The sequence below is a fragment of the Streptomyces sp. NPDC104831 genome (genome assembly GCF_055583025.1).
In genome coordinates this window covers 23,790-40,457 of sequence record NZ_JBVJOT010000038.1, presented here as the reverse complement: position 1 = coordinate 40,457, position 16,668 = coordinate 23,790, and the positions used below count along the sequence as shown (strand labels likewise).

General features: G+C 73.4%; 13 protein-coding genes. 10 read left to right on the top strand and 3 right to left on the bottom strand.

Annotated features, from left to right (window positions below; all coding sequences use genetic code 11):
- Window positions 1-12: 12 nt before the first annotated feature.
- Entirely contained in the window at window positions 13-1,770 is a 1,758-nt protein-coding gene (locus ACZ63H_RS24710; RefSeq protein ID WP_469868438.1) for a dolichyl-phosphate-mannose--protein mannosyltransferase, read from the bottom strand.
- Between the two features lie 116 nt (window positions 1,771-1,886).
- Between ACZ63H_RS24710 and rsmI the strand changes: the two genes are divergently transcribed.
- The 10 genes from rsmI to ACZ63H_RS24660 all read left to right on the top strand — a co-directional run bounded on the left by rsmI (window position 1,887) and on the right by ACZ63H_RS24660 (window position 14,560).
- On the top strand, window positions 1,887-2,735 hold the full coding sequence (rsmI, locus tag ACZ63H_RS24705; protein ID WP_469868436.1) for a 16S rRNA (cytidine(1402)-2'-O)-methyltransferase: 849 nt from the start codon (window positions 1,887-1,889) through the stop codon (window positions 2,733-2,735).
- Between the two features lie 203 nt (window positions 2,736-2,938).
- Complete coding sequence (locus ACZ63H_RS24700) at window positions 2,939-3,295, top strand: hypothetical protein (protein WP_469868434.1); 357 nt, start codon at window positions 2,939-2,941, stop codon at window positions 3,293-3,295.
- A gap of 47 nt (window positions 3,296-3,342) precedes the next feature.
- Entirely contained in the window at window positions 3,343-4,281 is a 939-nt protein-coding gene (locus ACZ63H_RS24695; RefSeq protein WP_469868432.1) for a TatD family hydrolase, read from the top strand.
- 134 nt (window positions 4,282-4,415) lie between these two features.
- A complete protein-coding gene (locus tag ACZ63H_RS24690) occupies window positions 4,416-5,756 on the top strand; it encodes a ubiquitin-like domain-containing protein (RefSeq protein WP_469868430.1) in 1,341 nt (446 codons plus the stop codon).
- 73 nt (window positions 5,757-5,829) lie between these two features.
- A complete protein-coding gene (gene rsmA / locus ACZ63H_RS24685) occupies window positions 5,830-6,708 on the top strand; it encodes a 16S rRNA (adenine(1518)-N(6)/adenine(1519)-N(6))-dimethyltransferase RsmA (protein WP_469868428.1) in 879 nt (292 codons plus the stop codon).
- A complete protein-coding gene (locus ACZ63H_RS24680) occupies window positions 6,705-7,598 on the top strand; it encodes a 4-(cytidine 5'-diphospho)-2-C-methyl-D-erythritol kinase (RefSeq protein ID WP_469868426.1) in 894 nt (297 codons plus the stop codon). Before rsmA ends, ACZ63H_RS24680 begins: the two co-directional genes overlap by 4 nt.
- 338 nt (window positions 7,599-7,936) lie before the next feature.
- On the top strand, window positions 7,937-9,745 hold the full coding sequence (locus ACZ63H_RS24675) for an ABC-F family ATP-binding cassette domain-containing protein (protein ID WP_469868424.1): 1,809 nt from the start codon (window positions 7,937-7,939) through the stop codon (window positions 9,743-9,745).
- 238 nt (window positions 9,746-9,983) lie between these two features.
- Complete coding sequence (locus tag ACZ63H_RS24670) at window positions 9,984-11,819, top strand: outer membrane protein assembly factor BamB family protein (RefSeq protein WP_469868422.1); 1,836 nt, start codon at window positions 9,984-9,986, stop codon at window positions 11,817-11,819.
- Between the two features lie 76 nt (window positions 11,820-11,895).
- Entirely contained in the window at window positions 11,896-13,698 is a 1,803-nt protein-coding gene (locus tag ACZ63H_RS24665) for an outer membrane protein assembly factor BamB family protein (protein ID WP_469868420.1), read from the top strand.
- Window positions 13,699-13,873: 175 nt separating this feature from the next.
- Entirely contained in the window at window positions 13,874-14,560 is a 687-nt protein-coding gene (locus ACZ63H_RS24660) for a helix-turn-helix transcriptional regulator (protein ID WP_469868418.1), read from the top strand.
- 47 nt (window positions 14,561-14,607) lie between these two features.
- Here the strand turns inward: ACZ63H_RS24660 and ACZ63H_RS24655 are convergent, their stop codons facing one another.
- Window positions 14,608-14,949, bottom strand: coding sequence for a hypothetical protein (locus ACZ63H_RS24655; protein ID WP_469868416.1), 342 nt, complete (start codon window positions 14,947-14,949; stop codon window positions 14,608-14,610).
- A 21-nt stretch (window positions 14,950-14,970) separates the two neighbouring features.
- Window positions 14,971-16,659 (bottom strand): sodium:solute symporter family protein, encoded by a 1,689-nt coding sequence (locus ACZ63H_RS24650; protein ID WP_469868414.1) that lies wholly within the window; start codon window positions 16,657-16,659, stop codon window positions 14,971-14,973.
- Window positions 16,660-16,668: the final 9 nt, after the last annotated feature.

Sequence of the window (16,668 nt, the reverse complement as noted above, 5' to 3'; positions counted from 1 at the left end):
GGCACCGCCCGGCTAAACCCACGTGTCCAGCCACATCCGCGACCGCCACGAGTCGATGGGGATCGCGGTGCCCGTGTAAATGGGCCAGAAGTAGATGAAGTTCCAGGCGATCAGGAGGACCAGGACGCCCGCCGCCGTCGCGCCGATCACCCGGCGGGTGTCCGTGGAGCCCGGCGGGCCGATGATCGCGCCGGTCGTCATCGCCACCGCCAGGCACAGGAACGGCACGAAGACGACCGCGTAGAAGAGGAAGATCGTCCGCTCCTGGTACAGGAACCACGGCAGGTAGCCGGCCAGGGCGGCGCAGGCGATGGCGCCGGCCCGCCAGTCGCGGCGCAGCGCCCAGCGCCACAGCACATAGGCGATCGCGAAGCAGGCCGCCCACCACAGCAGCGGCGTGCCGAGCGCCAGCACCTCCCGGGCGCACTTCTGCCCCGCGTCCGCCGGGCAGCCGTCGGTGCCGGGGCCGGGCGACTCGTAGAAGTACGACACCGGGCGGCCCAGCACGAGCCAGCTCCACGGGTTCGACTGGTAGGTGTGCGGCTGGTCGAGACCGACGTGGAACTTGTACACCTCGTGCTCGTAGTGCCACAGGCTGCGCAGCCAGTCGGGCAGGAAGGACCAGGTGCCGCCCTTGCCGTCGGTGACCGCCCAGTTGCGGTAGTAGCCGCCCGTGCCGTCGGCGGGGGACAGGATCCAGCCCGTCCAGGAGGCCAGGTAGACCACCAGCGCCACCGGGACCGTCGCCACGAAGGCGGCCCCGGTGTCGTACTTGAGGACCGCGAGGTAGGGGTGACGGGCACCGGCCACCTTGCGGGTGCCGACGTCCCACAGGACCGTCAGCACGCAGAACGCCGCCAGCACGTACAGGCCGTTCCACTTCGTGCCCACCGCGAGGCCCAGCATCACCCCCGCCGTCCAGCGCCAGGGGCGCCAGCCGAACCGGAAGGCGTCGGCGACCGCCGCGTCCGGCCGCACCCGGCCGTCCGGCCCGGCCGGCAGCGCGGCGGCCAGCGCCTCCCGCGCCCGGTCCCGGTCGACCACCAGGGCGCCGAACGCGGCCAGCACGAAGAACATCAGCACGCCGTCCAGCAGCGACGTCCGGCTCATCACGAAGTGCAGCCCGTCCACCGCCATCAGCGCGCCCGCCAGGCAGCCGAGGAACGTCGAGCGGAACATCCGGCGCCCGATCCGGCACAGCAGCAGCACGCTCAGCGTCCCGAGCAGCGCCGTCATGAACCGCCAGCCGAACGGGTCGAACCCGAACAGCAACTCCCCGAGCCCGATCACGTACTTGCCGACCGGCGGGTGCACCACGTACGCCGGGTCCGTCGGCACCGCCAGGCCGCCGTGCTGCTGGAGCACCATGTCGTTGGCGTTCTTGCCGTACTGGTCCCAGCTGACCTCGAAACCGCGGTGGACGAGCGCCCAGGCGTCCTTGGCGTAGTACGTCTCGTCGAATATCACCGCCCGGGGACTGCCCAGGTGCCAGAACCGCATCAGGCCCGCCACCAGCGTCACCAGCAGCGGCCCGCCCCAGCCCGACCAGCGCGTGATCCGCTCCGCCAGGACCGGCGGGGCGCCCAGCGCCCGCCACAGCCGGGGGCTCGGCTGCGCGTACGGCGGCACCAGCCGGTCGCGCACGTCACCGGCCGGCGCGTCCTTGCCCGGCGCGTACCCGAATCGGCGCAGCCGCTGCTGCCACGACGGCCGCCGGTCGTGCGGTGCCCGGCCCTGCCGGAGGTCCATGGAGGACGCGGTACTGGTCACCGCGCCATCGTAGGGAACCGGCCTGTGCGAGTCCCGCGCATGCGCGCCACCGAATCCGGTCACGGCCGTTTTCCTCCGCGTGCCCGGGCACCCCGGAGCCCTGGGAGGATGGACGGGTGACTGGAACCCTTGTCCTGGCAGGTACCCCCATCGGCGACATCGCGGACGCGCCGCCCCGGCTGGCCGAGGAGCTGGCCGCGGCCGACGTGGTCGCCGCCGAGGACACCCGGCGGCTGCGCCGGCTCACCCAGGCGCTGGGCGTCACCCCCACGGGCCGCGTGGTCTCCTACTTCGAGGGCAACGAGTCCGCCCGCACCCCCGAGCTGGTCGCCGAGCTGGCCGGAGGCGCCCGCGTGCTGCTGGTGACCGACGCCGGCATGCCGTCCGTCTCCGACCCCGGCTACCGGCTGGTCGCCGCCGCCGTGGAGCAGGACATCCGGGTCACCGCCGTCCCCGGCCCGTCCGCCGTGCTCACCGCGCTCGCGCTGTCCGGGCTGCCGGTGGACCGGTTCTGCTTCGAGGGCTTCCTGCCGCGCAAGGCCGGCGAGCGGCTGTCCCGGCTGCGCGAGGTGGCGGCCGAGCGGCGCACCCTCGTCTACTTCGAGGCCCCGCACCGGCTCGACGACACCCTCGCCGCGATGGCCGAGGTCTTCGGCGCCCAGCGGCGGGCCGCCGTCTGCCGCGAGCTGACCAAGACCTACGAGGAGGTGCGGCGCGGCCCGCTGGCCGAGCTGGCGCGGTGGGCCGCGGAGGGCGTGCGCGGGGAGATCACCGTGGTGGTCGAGGGCGCGCCGGAGACCGGGCCGGAGGAACTGGACGCGGAGGAACTGGTGCGCCGGGTCCGGATCCGGGAGGAGGCCGGGGAGCGGCGCAAGGAGGCGATCGCGGCGGTGGCGGTGGCGGCGGGGCTGCCGAAGCGGGTGGTCTTCGACGCGGTGGTCGCCGCCAAGCGGGCCGGCGGCTGACGGCCGCTCCGCCGGGTGGCGCCGCCGGCGGCGCCCCCATACGCCGGCAAAGTGCCGTCCTGGTGGGCAAAGCCCACTCGTCCCAATCGGCCCGCTTGGGCAAGTAGGGGCCAAATCGGGGCCAACAGTCGGCAGGACGGATGCATTCGCGCCACGGGAGGCGTCCACTGGGCGAGAACGCACCCCTCCGAAAGGGAGCCGGCATGAGTGACATAGCGTCGTACGCCTTCGCCTGCATGCGCTGCGGACACGGCTGGGAGCAGTCGTACGCCATAGAGCACCACACGAACGCCGAGGGGGAGCGGTTCGTGCGGTACGTGGCCGACGGCCGGATCGTGCCGTCGCCGCTGACCCGGCCGGTCTGCCAGAACTGCGACGGTCACCTCGTGCGGATCATGCGCGCGGGCCAGGTGGCCTCCGTGCGCGCCGCGGCCGACGGACCGCACCGGGTGCCGGCGGCGGGCCCGGTCGAGGCGCCCCGGGTGCCGGACCGGGCCGGCCCGTCGCACCACTGGCACCTGTCCGACCTGCTGCACCCGTTCCACCGCAAGGCCGGCTGAGCGGAGCACCGGCCGGCCGCGGCCTGCCCCTTTCGTAGGATCGGGACATGCCTTCGAACGCCGGCCACAGCCCCAAGGGCGACGGCAAGAACGACGAGAACGAAAAGAACGCCAAGCACGACAAGAACGCAGCCCCGCCGCTTCCGGCACCCCTGCGGGTGCCGGTCGCCGACTCCCACACCCACCTCGACATGCAGTCCGGCACGGTCGAGGAGGGCCTGGCGAAGGCGGCCTCGGTGGGCGTCACGACGGTCGTGCAGGTCGGCTGCGACGTCAAGGGCTCGCGGTGGGCCGCCGAGACCGCCGCCGCGCACGAGAACGTCCACGCCGCCGTCGCCCTGCACCCCAACGAGGCGCCGCGCATCGTCCACGGTGATCCCGGGGGAGGGGGGTCCCGGCAGGGGGCGCGCGCGGCGGGCGGGGACGCGGCGCTGGACGAGGCCCTCGCCGAGATCGACCGGCTGGCCGCGCTGCCGCACGTCAAGGGCGTCGGCGAGACGGGCCTCGACCACTTCCGCACCGGCCCCGAGGGCAAGGCCGCGCAGGAACGCTCCTTCCGGGCCCACATCGAGATCGCCAAGCGGCACGGCAAGGCGCTCGTCATCCACGACCGCGACGCCCACGCCGACGTGCTGCGGATCCTGAAGGAGGAGGGCGCCCCCGAGCGCACCGTCTTCCACTGCTACTCCGGCGACGCCGAGATGGCCGGGATCTGCGCCCGCGAGGGCTATTTCATGTCCTTCGCCGGGAACGTCACCTTCAAGAACGCCCAGAACCTCCGGGACGCCCTCGCCGTCGCCCCGCTGGACCTGGTCCTGGTGGAGACCGACGCGCCGTTCCTCACCCCGGCGCCGTACCGCGGACGGCCCAACGCGCCGTATCTCGTTCCGGTCACGGTCCGCGCGATGGCCGCCGTCCGCGGCATCGACGAGGACGCGCTGGCGACGGCCCTGGCCGCGAACACCGCCCGCGCCTTCGGCTACTGACCGTCACGACCACCCCGCCGGGCGCCCGCGGGACGCGACCGTGCGTAGTCGTGCCGCTTTGGAGAGCGACCGCCGCTCCGCTAGGTTCTGGTGGCCCGATCCGGACCCCTCTGGCCTTACTGGAGCGTGTCGGCGTGAGCAAGTCCCAGTACGAGACGTACGAGGCGTACCGCCCCGGCGCCCCGGGCGGCCCGGCGGTGCGGGAACTGCCGGCGCACGCGCGGGCGGGCGAGCCGCCCGCCCTGCCGCGGCAGGGCGGGAGCGCGCCGCCGGGGGACGGAGCGCGCGGGCACGGCGCAAAGGACCTCCGGGCGGAGGACGAGGCCGGCGAACCGGGCGGGCGGAGCGCGCGCCGGCGCCGGGCGCGCGGCGGGGAGCGGCCGGAATCCGCCGTGCGCCGCCTGCTGCCGCAGGCCCTGGTCGTGGCCTTCCTCGCCGGCGGCACCAGCGCCTTCGTCGCCAAGGACAAGGCGATCGAGCTGAGCGTCGACGGCCGGCCGCGCACCCTGCACACCTTCGCCGACGACGTCGGCGAGCTGCTCGCCGAGGAGGGCGTGCGCGTAGGCGCGCACGACATGGTCGCGCCCGCCCCCGGCACGGCGCTCACCAGCGGCGACGAGGTCGCGGTGCGCTACGGCCGCCCCGTACGGCTCACCCTGGACGGCCGGAGCCGGCAGGTGTGGACGACGGCGCGCACCGTGGCGGGCGCCCTGGACCAGCTGGGCGTCCGCGCCGAGGGCGCCTACCTGTCCGCCTCGCGCTCCCAGCGCATCGGACGCGCCGGGCTCGCGCTCGACGTGCGCACCGAGCGCGCCGTCACCGTCATGGCGGACGGCCGGACCCGCCTCGTCCGCACCAACGCGGCCACCGTCCGGGAGGTGGTCGAGCAGGCCGGGATCACCCTGCGCGGCCAGGACACCCTGTCCGTCCCCGGGGACGGCTTCCCGCGCGACGGACAGACGGTGACCGTGCTGCGGGTGACCGGCCGGCGCGAGGTCCACGAGGAGCAGATCCCGTTTTCGGCCGTACGGATCACCGACCCCGCCCTCTTCCAGGGCACCGAGGTCGTCACCCGGCCCGGCCGCCCCGGACTGCGCCGCACCGTCTACTACGTGCGCACCGTCAACGGCGTCCGGCAGCGGCCGCGCCCGGAGCGGACCGAGCTGGTGCGCGCGCCCCGCACCCAGGTGGTGAGGGTCGGCACCCGGCCGCGGCCCGCCTCCGTCCACGACGCCGACCACCTGGACTGGCACGCCCTCGCCGTCTGCGAGTCCGGCGCCCGCCCCGACGCGGTCGACCCCTCGGGCACCTACGGCGGCCTCTACCAGTTCGACACCCGCACCTGGCACGGCCTCGGCGGCAAGGGCCGCCCCCAGGACGCCTCCCCGCAGGAGCAGACGTTCCGCGCGAAGAAGCTGTACGTACGGCGGGGGACGAGCCCCTGGCCGCTCTGCGGCGCGAGGCTGCGGGGGTAGTCCCGCGGGCCGGCCCACGGCCGGGGCCGGGTACCTGGCACCCCGGCCTCCCGCACCCCCGTACCCTTGTCCCGTGACCAGCCCCACCCCCGACGCCCTCCTCGGCCCCGCCGACATCCGTGAGCTCGCGGCGGCGCTCGGCGTCCGCCCCACCAAGCAGCGCGGCCAGAACTTCGTGATCGACGCCAACACGGTCCGCCGGATCGTGCGTACCGCCGGGGTCCGCCCCGACGACGTGGTCGTGGAGGTCGGCCCCGGGCTCGGCTCGCTCACCCTCGCCCTGCTGGAGGTCGCCGACCGGGTCACCGCCGTCGAGATCGACGACGTGCTGGCCGCGGCCCTCCCGGCGACCGTCGCCGCGCGCCTGCCCGGGCGCGCCGACCGGTTCGCGCTGGTCCACTCCGACGCGATGCACGTCGCCGAGCTGCCCGGCCCCGCGCCGACGGCCCTGGTGGCGAACCTGCCGTACAACGTCGCCGTGCCCGTGCTGCTGCACATGCTCGACACCTTCCCGAGCATCGAGCGGACGCTGGTGATGGTGCAGTCCGAGGTCGCCGACCGGCTCGCCGCCGCCCCCGGCAACAAGGTGTACGGCGTGCCGTCCGTGAAGGCCAACTGGTACGCCGAGGTGAAGCGCGCCGGGGCCATCGGCCGGAACGTGTTCTGGCCGGCGCCGAACGTCGACAGCGGACTGGTGTCCCTGGTCCGGCGGACCGAGCCGATCGCTACGACCGCCTCGAAGAAGCAGGTCTTCGCGGTGGTCGACGCGGCGTTCGCGCAGCGCCGCAAGACCCTGCGGGCCGCGCTCGCCGGCTGGGCCGGCTCCGCGGCGGCGGCCGAGGCGGCCCTCGTCGCGGCCGGGGTCTCGCCGCAGGCGCGCGGGGAGTCCCTGACGGTCGAGGAGTTCGCGCGGATCGCCGAGCACGCCGAACACAAGGAGAGCGGCAAGTGAGCGTCACGGTACGCGTCCCGGCCAAGGTCAACGTCCGGCTCGCGGTGGGCGCCGCCCGCCCCGACGGGTTCCACGACCTGGCCAACGTCTTCCTCGCCGTCGGCCTGTACGACGAGGTGACGGTGACCCCGGCGGAGGAACTCCGGATCACCTGCGAGGGCCCGGACGCCGGCCAGGTCCCGCTGGACCGCACCAACCTCGCCGCGCGCGCCGCGCTCGCCCTCGCCGCGCGCCGGGGCATCGAGCCGGACGTGCACCTCCACATCGCCAAGGACATCCCGGTCGCCGGCGGCATGGCGGGCGGCAGCGCGGACGGCGCGGGCGCGCTGCTCGCGTGCGACACGCTGTGGGGCACGGGCGCCTCGCGCGAGGAACTCCTGGAGATCTGCGCCGAGCTGGGCAGCGACGTGCCGTTCAGCCTGGTCGGCGGGGCGGCGCTCGGCGTCGGGCGGGGCGAGCGGCTGACGGAGCTGGAGGTCGGCGGCACCTTCCACTGGGTGTTCGCGATGGCCGGGCGCGGCCTGTCCACCCCGGCGGTGTTCCGCGAGTTCGACCGGCTCGCACAGGGCCGGGAGATCCCGGAGCCGGTGGCCTCGCCGGACCTGTCGGCCGCGCTCGCGAAGGGCGACCCGGACGCGCTGGCCGCGGCCGTCTTCAACGACCTCCAGCCGGCGGCGCTGTCCCTGTTCCCGGAGCTGGCGGACACGCTGGCGGCGGGACGCGGCGCGGGCGCGCTGGCCGCGCTGGTCTCCGGGTCCGGTCCCACGACGGCGTTCCTGGTGCGGGACGCCGGGGCGGCTCAGCAGGTGGCCGAGGCCCTGCGGGCGTCGGGGACGTGCGGGGCGGTACGGGTGGCGGCGGGGCCGGTGGCGGGGGCGACGGTTCTCTAGGGGGTCGGAACCCGTCGATGGCAGTCAGGTCGACGTCGATGCCGAAGGGCACGGACGACTTGACACGGTCGTGATGGATGCCGGTCAACGCGTACGTGCCGGTCGCCTCACCACGTTCGTACACCTGGACGACGGGACGCCTGTCCCGGCCAGGTCGTCCACGGTGTAGCCGTCCTGCGGCGGCACCGGCCAGTGGACGCGGTGCTGCGTCCCGACCACGTCACCACGAAGAGTGACCGCCCCCTCACTCCCCGCCCCCACCCCCCGAAGCCCTACGCTAGAAGGCTGACCCACACGGTGGAGCCGCATGTCGATACCGCCCCGCGCACAGGAGTGAAATGGCCGTCAACCTGGTCAATGTCGAGAACGTCAGCAAGGTCTACGGCACCCGTGCCCTGCTGGACGGCGTCTCGCTCGGCGTGTCGGAAGGGGACCGGATCGGGGTCGTCGGACGCAACGGCGACGGGAAGACCACCCTCATCCGGATGCTCGCCAAGCTGGAGGAGGCCGACACCGGACGGATCACGCACTCCGGCGGGCTGCGGCTCGGCGTTCTCACCCAGCACGACTCCCTCGACCCCGCCGCCACCGTCCGCCACGAGGTGATCGGCGACATGGCCGACCACGAGTGGGCCGGCAACGCCAAGGTCCGGGACGTGCTCACCGGACTGTTCGGCGGGCTGGACCTGCCGGGCTTCCCCAAGGGGCTGGACACCGTCATCGGGCCGCTCTCCGGCGGCGAGCGGCGCCGGATCGCGCTGGCCAAGCTGCTCATCGAGGAACAGGACCTGGTCGTCCTGGACGAGCCCACCAACCACCTCGACGTCGAGGGCATCGCCTGGCTCGCCGAGCACCTGCGGAGCCGGCGCTCGGCGCTGGTCTGCGTCACCCACGACCGCTGGTTCCTGGACCAGGTCTGCACCCGCATGTGGGACGTGCAGCGCGGTGACGTGTACGAGTACGAGGGCGGCTACTCGGACTACGTCTTCGCGCGCGCCGAGCGCGAGCGGATCGCCGCCACCGAGGAGGCCAAGCGGCAGAACCTGATCCGCAAGGAGCTGGCCTGGCTGCGGCGCGGCGCGCCCGCGCGGACCTCCAAGCCGCGCTTCCGGGTGGAGGCCGCCAACGAGCTGATCGCGGACGTGCCGCCGCCCCGGGACAGCAGCGAGCTGATGAAGTTCGCCTCCTCGCGGCTCGGCAAGACGGTCTTCGACCTGGAGGACATCACCCTCCAGGCCGGGCCGAAGGTGCTGCTCGAGCACGTCACCTGGCAGCTCGGTCCGGGCGACCGGATCGGCCTGGTCGGCGTCAACGGCGCCGGGAAGACCTCGCTGCTGCGCGCCATGGCCGCCGCCGCCCGCACCGAGGGCGAGGAGCAGCCCGCCGGGGGCCGGATCTCCGTCGGCAGGACCGTCAGGCTCGCCTACCTCTCCCAGGAGGTCGCCGAACTCGACCCGACCTGGCGGGTGCTGGAGGCCGTGCAGAAGGTCCGCGAGCGCGTCGACCTCGGCAAGGGGCGCGAGATGACGGCCGGGCAGCTGTGCGAGACGTTCGGCTTCGGCAAGGAGAAGCAGTGGACGCCCGTCGGGGACCTCTCCGGCGGCGAGCGGCGGCGGCTCCAGCTGCTGAGGCTGCTCATGGACGAGCCCAACGTCCTCTTCCTGGACGAGCCCACCAACGACCTCGACATCGAGACCCTGACCCAGCTGGAGGACGTCCTCGACGGCTGGCCCGGCTCGATGGTCGTCATCTCCCACGACCGGTTCTTCGTGGAGCGGACGACGGACCGGGTGTTCGCCCTGCTCGGCGACGGCACCCTGCGGATGCTGCCGCGCGGCATCGACGAGTACCTGGAGCGGCGCCGGCGCATGGAGGAGGCGGTCGCCGAGCGGACCGCCGCCGCGGCGCCCAAGGCGGCCACGACGGAGAAGAGCGCCGCCGACCAGCGTGCCGCGAAGAAGGAACTCCAGAAGATCGAGCGCCAGTTGGACAAGGTCTCCGAGAAGGAGGGCAAGCTGCACGCGCTCATCGCCGACAACGCCACCGACTTCGCGAAGGTGGCCGAACTGGACGCCCAGCTGCGGGATCTCGCCGGGGAGCGCGAGGAACTGGAGCTGCGCTGGCTGGAACTGGCGGAGGACGCCTGATGCCGCACCCGGCGCGCGGAGCGGGCGCGTGCGCTGGGTGAAGGGGACGTGAAGGCGCGTAACGAGGACATCACGGGCCGGTCCTCCCTTGGGAACAGGGGCGGGCGCGGCCCCGTGTGCCGTCGGTGCCGGGTGATAGAAAGAGCCGTCTGAAAACCGTCTGAGAAACGGCCCAGAGGCGTCCGTCGCGTGCTTCGGGGCATGGCTAGAAATCAGTGAACGAGGGGGAAGAGCGCTGATGACCCAGCCGCCCGACCAGCCGCCGCACGGCGGCTTCGGAGCACCACAGGACCAGCCGCCGGGCGCGGGCGGCTTCGGCGCCCCCGAACCCCCGCCCCCGCAGGGCGCCTTCGGCGCGCCCCAGCCCCCCGCCGGGCCTCCCGGCTTCGGCGCCCCGCAGGCGCCCTCGGCCCCGGCGGGATACGGCGCGCCCCAGCCGCCCGCCGCGCCCCCGCAGCCCCAGCCGGGCTACGGCTACCCGCAGCAGCCCGGCCCGTACGGGACCGCCCCGGGGCCCTACGGCCCGCCGCAGCCGGGCCCCTACGGGCATCCGCAGCAGCCGGGCCCGTACGGTGCCCCGCAGGCCGGTTACGGCCCGCCCCAGCCGCCGTACCCGGGTATGCCCGGGACGGCGCCCGGCATACCCGGGGCCGCGCCGGCCTCCAGGAAGAAGACGGCCCTGATCATCGGGTCCGCGGTCGCCGCGCTGCTCGTCATAGGCGGCACGGTGTTCGCGGTCACCGGCGGCGACGACGAGGGCGGCGGCGGGAAGAAGCCCGTCGCCCGGCACAGCGACGGCCCGGTGCACTCCGCCACCGCCTCGCCGACGGCCTCCGGCGGCGCGGACCCGGACCACCTCAACGACGGGCGCGGGCCCGGCGAGGCCAGGGTGCTCTGGTACGCGCCGGCCCCCGACGCCCCCGCGTCCGGCGCCGACGCGCCCGGCATGTGGATCACCGGCGACACCGCGGTGAAGGCGGCGTACAAGCAGGTCTTCGCCTTCGGCACCGAGGACGGCCGCACCGCCTGGGGGCCGCTCTCGCTGCCGCAGAAGATCTGCGCGGTCACCCCGCACAAGTCGGCCGACGACAAGGTCGTCGTGGCGTACATGAGCGGCGCCGGCGACCACGCCAAGTGCAACCAGCTCCAGCAGATCGACCTGCGCACCGGCGAGAAGGGCTGGAGCGGCGAGGTCGCCGACGGCGGCCTGTTCGACAGCGCGCTCACCATCGAGCTGACGGTCAGCGGAAAGACGCTGATGGTGGGCCGTTCCCAGTCGGGCACGGCGTACGACATCGGCACCGGCAAGAAGCTGTACGACAAGAAGCGGTACGGCGCGGCCTGCTTCCCGGCCGCCTTCGCGGGCGGCACCGACCGGCTGGTCCAGGTGTCCTCCTGCGGCGTCGGCACCTCCGACGAGCACGAGGAGCTCCAGGAGCTGGACCCGGCGAACGGCGCGGTGCGCTGGACGCAGAAGCTCAAGAAGGGCTGGGAGGTCAGCCGCACCTACTCGGTCGACCCGCTCGTGGTCTACCTGACCAACCGCGACAAGAAGACCTGGAACATCTCCTCCTTCACCAAGGACGGCAAGTTCCGTTCCGAGGTCGCGGTGGACGAGAAGTTCGCCCCCCGCTGCGGCTGGGCGATCCTCGAACGCGAGCTGCAGGGCTGCCAGGGGGTCGCGGTCGACGCGGACACGCTCTACCTGCCCACCGACGCCACCGTCAGCGCCAACGAGATCGTGGCCGTCGGCCTCGCCGACGGCAAGGAGAAGTGGCGGGTGAAGTCCCCGTCCGACCGGCCGATGTACCCGCTGAAGACCGAGGGCGGCAAGCTCGTCGCGTACGTGCAGCCGTCGTACGACACGGGCGGCCAGGTGGTGTCGGTGCCGACCGCCGGCTCCGCGCACCGGACGACCGCGCTGCTGCGCAACCCCCAGGGCGCCGCCGGCGTCGAGGGCGCCTTCTACGACGGTGTCCTCGACTGGAGCGGCGGGCGGCTGTTCGTCTCCTCGGGCCGGCTGTCCGGTGACGACGACTCCAAGGAGAAGCTGATCATGGCCTTCGGCAACTGAGCCGGCGCCAGGTCCCGCCTTCCCCCGTCCCCTCCGCCGCCCGTCCGCCAAGCGTTCCACCGAGGTTCCCGTCGCCATGACCCAGCCGCCCCCGCCGCCACCCCATCAGCCGCCCCCGCCGGGCTCCGGCCACCCGCCGCAGCCGCCCCAGCCGGGCTACGGCCACCCGCCCCAGCCGCCGGCACCCGGATACGGCCCGCCCGGCGCGCAGCCCCATCCCTACGCCCAGCAGCCCCCGGCCTACGGCGCCCAGCAGCCGCCGGTCCAGCCCCCGGCGTACGCCCCCCAGCCGGGCAATCCCTACGCCCAGCCCGCGCAGCCCCCGCAGGGGGTGCAGCCGGGATACGGGTATCCGGGGCCGGGACAGTTGCCGACCGCGCCGATGGCGCCGGTGGCGCCGCCGCCCACGGCGGGCGGCGGACGGCGCGGCACCACCGTGTTCATCGTGGTGGCGGCGGTCGTCGCCATCGCGCTGATCGTCGGCGGCGGCGTCTGGTACGCCACGTCCGCCGGGGACGACGGCCACGCCCACGACCCCGTCTCCTCGGCCGGCCGGACCGGCGGCACGGGCGGCGGTTCCGGGGACACCGGCGGCACCGGCGGCACCGGCGGCGGTGGCGGCAAGGAGAAGGCGCCGGACGATCCGGCCGCCAAGGTGCTCTTCGACGTGCCGCTGCCCAAGACGGACGACACGGTCGTCACCTCCGGCTCCTGGCTGACCGACACCGTGTACGCCAAGAGCGGCATCGCGGAGGTCGTCGGCTACGACCCGGCCGACGGCTCCGAGCTGTGGACGGTCAAGCTGCCCGGCCCGGTCTGCGCGGCCGCCGACCACGTCGACGAGGACGGCCGGACGGCGGTCACCTTCCAGCCGAAGATGCCCGCGAAGGGCTCCTCCGCCGGATGCAGCCAGGTCGCCGCGATCGACCTCGCCGCGGGAAAGCGGCTGTGGACCAAGTCGGTCGCCTCCGGTGACTACCCGGTCACCTTCCAGAACGTGACGGTGGCCCAGCACACCGTCGCGGTCGGCAGCTCCGACGGCGGCGCCGCGTTCGACATCGACTCCGGCAAGGCGCTGTGGCAGCCGAAGCCGGGCGACACCTGCGCCGACGCCGGGTACGGCGGCGGCACCCGGCTGGTCGCGGTCCGCAAGTGCGGCTCGTACGACGACCGGAAGCTGCACATCCAGACCATCGACCCGAAGACCGGCAAGGTGCTCTCCGAGTACCGGATGCCCGACGGCGTCGACTACGCGTCCGTCGTCTCCACCGACCCGCTGGTGGTGGCCGCCGACGTCGGCGACGCCGCCGGCGACGGCAGCGGGGTCTCGGACTACTTCTCCATCGACCACGAGACCGGCCGGCTGCTCGCCCGCATCGCCGCGCCCGGCGACACCTACGGGGGCCGCTGCGACGGCATCACCCGCGTCGAGGGCTGCAACCAGGTCGTCGCCGGCGACGGCAGGCTGTACCTGATGACCGAGCCGCACGACGGCAAGGCCGAGTACAGCAGGACGAACGAGATCGTCGCCTTCGACCTCCGGAGCGGCAAGCCGACCGGGCAGCGCGCCGAGGCCGGCGACGGCTACACGATCTCCCCGCTGCGCATGGACGGCGGCAACCTGCTGGCCTACAAGGCGCCGCCGTACAACAAGGGCGGCCAGGTCGTCAGCATCGACGGCGGCACCTTCAAGGAGGCCAAGCTGCTGGAGAACCCCGCCGAGCGCACCGTGCACGAGGCGGAGACCAGTCTGCTGCCGGAGTACGCCGAGCTGCTCTTCGGCAAGGGCCGCCTGTACATGGCGGCGCAGTTCGCCCACAAGCCCAACCGGACGTACGACAAGGAGTACCTGGTGATGGCGTTCGGCACGGGCGGCTGACCGGGCGCGGGCGCCGTCTCCGGACTCGCCTGAACGAGTGAACTGCCTTGCGGTGCCCCGGATTTCATCGATCCGGGGCACTTCTCATCTGGAGTGGCAGCGCGACGTCGAACAAGCGTGTAGCTTCCGGGGGCATGAAGCGCGGGGGTGCCGGGGGGACTGGGGGGGTTGCTCTATGGGAGTGCGGCTCATGGTCGTCGACGACCACCGCCTGCTCGCGGAGGCGCTGGCGTCGGCGCTCAAGCTGCGCGGGCACCGCGTGGTCGCCGCGGCGGCACCGGCCGCGGGCGCGGCGGACCTGGTGATCGCGCGGGCGCCCGAGGTGTGCCTGCTGGGCACGGCGGCCCCGGCCGAGCCGGGCGTCTTCGACCCGATCGTCCGGATCAAGCGGGAGCGTCCGCAGGTCGCGGTGGTGGTGCTGGGCCCGGTGCCGTCGCCGCGCGGGATCGCGGCGGCCTTCGCGGCGGGCGCGTCGGGGTACGTACGGCACGACGAGCGGATCGAGGGCGTCGAGCGGGCCCTCATGAAGGCCCGGGCCGGGGAGGCGGCGGTGGCCCCGCAACTGCTCCAGGGCGCGTTCGGCGAGCTGCTGAACCCGGCGGCGCAGCCCGATGACGAGGCCCAGCGGCTGCTGGAGATGCTGACCCCGCGCGAGGTGGAGGTCCTGGTCCGGGTCGCCGACGGCGAGGACACCCGCCTGATCGCGGCGGGCATGGGCATCGCCCCCAGCACGGCCCGCACCCACGTCCAGCGGGTCCTGATGAAACTGGGCGTGGGCTCCAGGCTGGAGGCAGCGGCCCTGGCCGCCCGCACGGGCCTGCTGGAGCGGGCGGGCCCGCGCCGGGGGCCGGCCCGGGGATAGCCGGGCCGGCCGCGGGGGCGACCGGCCCCCGCGGCCGGCGTACGGCGTCAGCTACCCGGGTGCTCCTCCGCCGGTTCCTCGGCCACCGGCACCGGTGGCGGAGTGGGCCGCAGCTTCAGCCACGCCAGGAAGAAGATCCCCAGCAGCAGCATGCCGATTCCGGTCCACAGGTTGATGTTGACGCCCTCGGCCTTGTCGATCGCGGCCTGGGAGTCGGTGATGCCCGCGATCGTGACGATGACGCCGTAGACCACGAACAGCCCGCCGATGATGCGGCGCAGGTCGAAGATGCGCGCCGCCGTCGCGGACTTGGTCTCCAGTTCGGAGACCTCCCGCTGGACGTCGTGCTCGGTGGTGTGCGGCGGACGGTGCTCGGGACGCTCGGTCATGGTTTCCTCGATCCTCCCGCGTCAGAACGAGAACGGGACGTAGCAGACGGCGGCCAGGACGACCGCGCCCCAGCCCAGCAGGGCCGGCTTGCGGTACCAGGCGTCGTCGCCCTCGGCGGGCGGTTCGGACATGCCGGGGGAGCGGGTGCCGTAGACCAGGCCCTCCAGCTCCTGCGCCGGCTTCGGCTTGGTGAACAGGGACACCGCGATCATCACGACCGCGCCGGCGACGAAGCCCGCGATCGCGGAGACGAAGTTGGCGCCCTGGTCGGAGGGGATGGAGAGGATGCCCTTCTTGTAGAAGACGAAGTAGTTGATCATCGCCGCGGTGGTGCCGGCCAGCAGGCCCCAGAAGCCGGACTTGGCGGACGCGCGCTTCCAGAACATGCCGACGATGAAGACGACGAACATCGGCACGTTGAAGAAGGAGAACAGCGTCTGGAGGTAGCTCATGATGTTCGAGAACGAGGACGCCAGGAACGCCGTGCCGACCGAGGCGCAGACGCCGATCACGGTGATCAGCCGGCCGAACCGCACGTAGTAGTCGTCCTCGCGGCCGCGCACCACGTACTTCGCCCAGATGTCGTTGGTGAACACCGTGTTGAACGACGACACGTTCGCCGCCATGCCCGCCATGAAGGCCGCCAGCAGACCGGTGACGGCGATGCCGAGCACGCCGTTGGGCAGCAGTTCCTGCATCAGGTACGGGATGGCGTCGTTGTACTGGAGCCCGGACTTCGCGGTGCCGATCGTCGGCACGAGCGCGGCGGCGACCAGACCCGGGATCATCACCAGGAAGACGATGAAGATCTTCGGGAAGGCGGCGATGAGCGGGGTCCGCTGCCCGGCGGAGAGGTTCTTCGCGGACAGGGCGCGCTGCACCTCGGCGAAGTTGGTGGTCCAGTAGCCGAAGGAGAGCACGAAGCCGAGACCGAGGACGATGGTGAGCCAGTTGGCGCCGAGCGGGTTGGCCTCGCCGATGCCGGTGCCGCCCCAGGCCGTGGTGAAGTCGGCGCCGTGCTGCGCGGTGAGCTTGTCGGTCAGGCCGTCCCAGCCGCCGACCTTCTTCAGGCCGAGCACGGTGATGGGGATGAGCGCGGCGAGGATGACGAAGAACTGGAGCACCTCGTTGTAGATCGCCGAGGACAGGCCGCCCAGGGTGATGTAACCGAGCACCAGGGCGCCGGCGACGAGGATGGCGACCCACTTCGGCCAGCCGAGCAGGGCCTCGACCACGAGGGCGAGGGCGTAGAGGTTGACGCCGGCGATCAGCACCGCGGCGAACGCGAACAGCGCCGAGCTGAGCAGGTGGGCGGCCTTGTCGAAGCGCAGCAGCAGGAACTCGGGGACCGAGCGGACCTTGCTGCCGTAGTAGAAGGGCATCATCACCAGGCCGAGGAAGACCATGGCGGGGATGGCGCCGATCCAGTACCAGTGGACGGTGTAGGCGCCGTACTGGGCGCTGTTGGCGGCCATGCCCAGGATCTCGGTGGCCGCCAGGTTCGCCGAGATGAAGGCGAGGCCGGTGATCCAGGCGGGCAGCGAGCGTCCGGAGAGGAAGAAGTCGAGGCTGGTCTTGACGGAGCGGCGGGCGGCGAGGCCGATGCCGAGGACGACGACGAAGTAGATCGCCAGGATCGCGTAGTCCAGCCAGTTGGTGGGGAGCCGTAGCTCCGCCGCCAGGGTGGGGGCGTATGTGGGGGTTTGCATGAGAACTCG

Coding starts and splice junctions, on each gene's coding strand:
- ACZ63H_RS24700 (WP_469868434.1), top strand. CDS start 2,939: ATGAGTGACATAGCGTCGTACGCCTTCGCCTGCATGCGCTGCGGACAC.
- ACZ63H_RS24695 (WP_469868432.1), top strand. CDS start 3,343: ATGCCTTCGAACGCCGGCCACAGCCCCAAGGGCGACGGCAAGAACGAC.
- ACZ63H_RS24675 (WP_469868424.1), top strand. CDS start 7,937: ATGGCCGTCAACCTGGTCAATGTCGAGAACGTCAGCAAGGTCTACGGC.
- ACZ63H_RS24670 (WP_469868422.1), top strand. CDS start 9,984: ATGACCCAGCCGCCCGACCAGCCGCCGCACGGCGGCTTCGGAGCACCA.
- ACZ63H_RS24665 (WP_469868420.1), top strand. CDS start 11,896: ATGACCCAGCCGCCCCCGCCGCCACCCCATCAGCCGCCCCCGCCGGGC.
- ACZ63H_RS24660 (WP_469868418.1), top strand. CDS start 13,874: ATGGGAGTGCGGCTCATGGTCGTCGACGACCACCGCCTGCTCGCGGAG.
- ACZ63H_RS24655 (WP_469868416.1), bottom strand. CDS start 14,949: ATGACCGAGCGTCCCGAGCACCGTCCGCCGCACACCACCGAGCACGAC.
- ACZ63H_RS24650 (WP_469868414.1), bottom strand. CDS start 16,659: ATGCAAACCCCCACATACGCCCCCACCCTGGCGGCGGAGCTACGGCTC.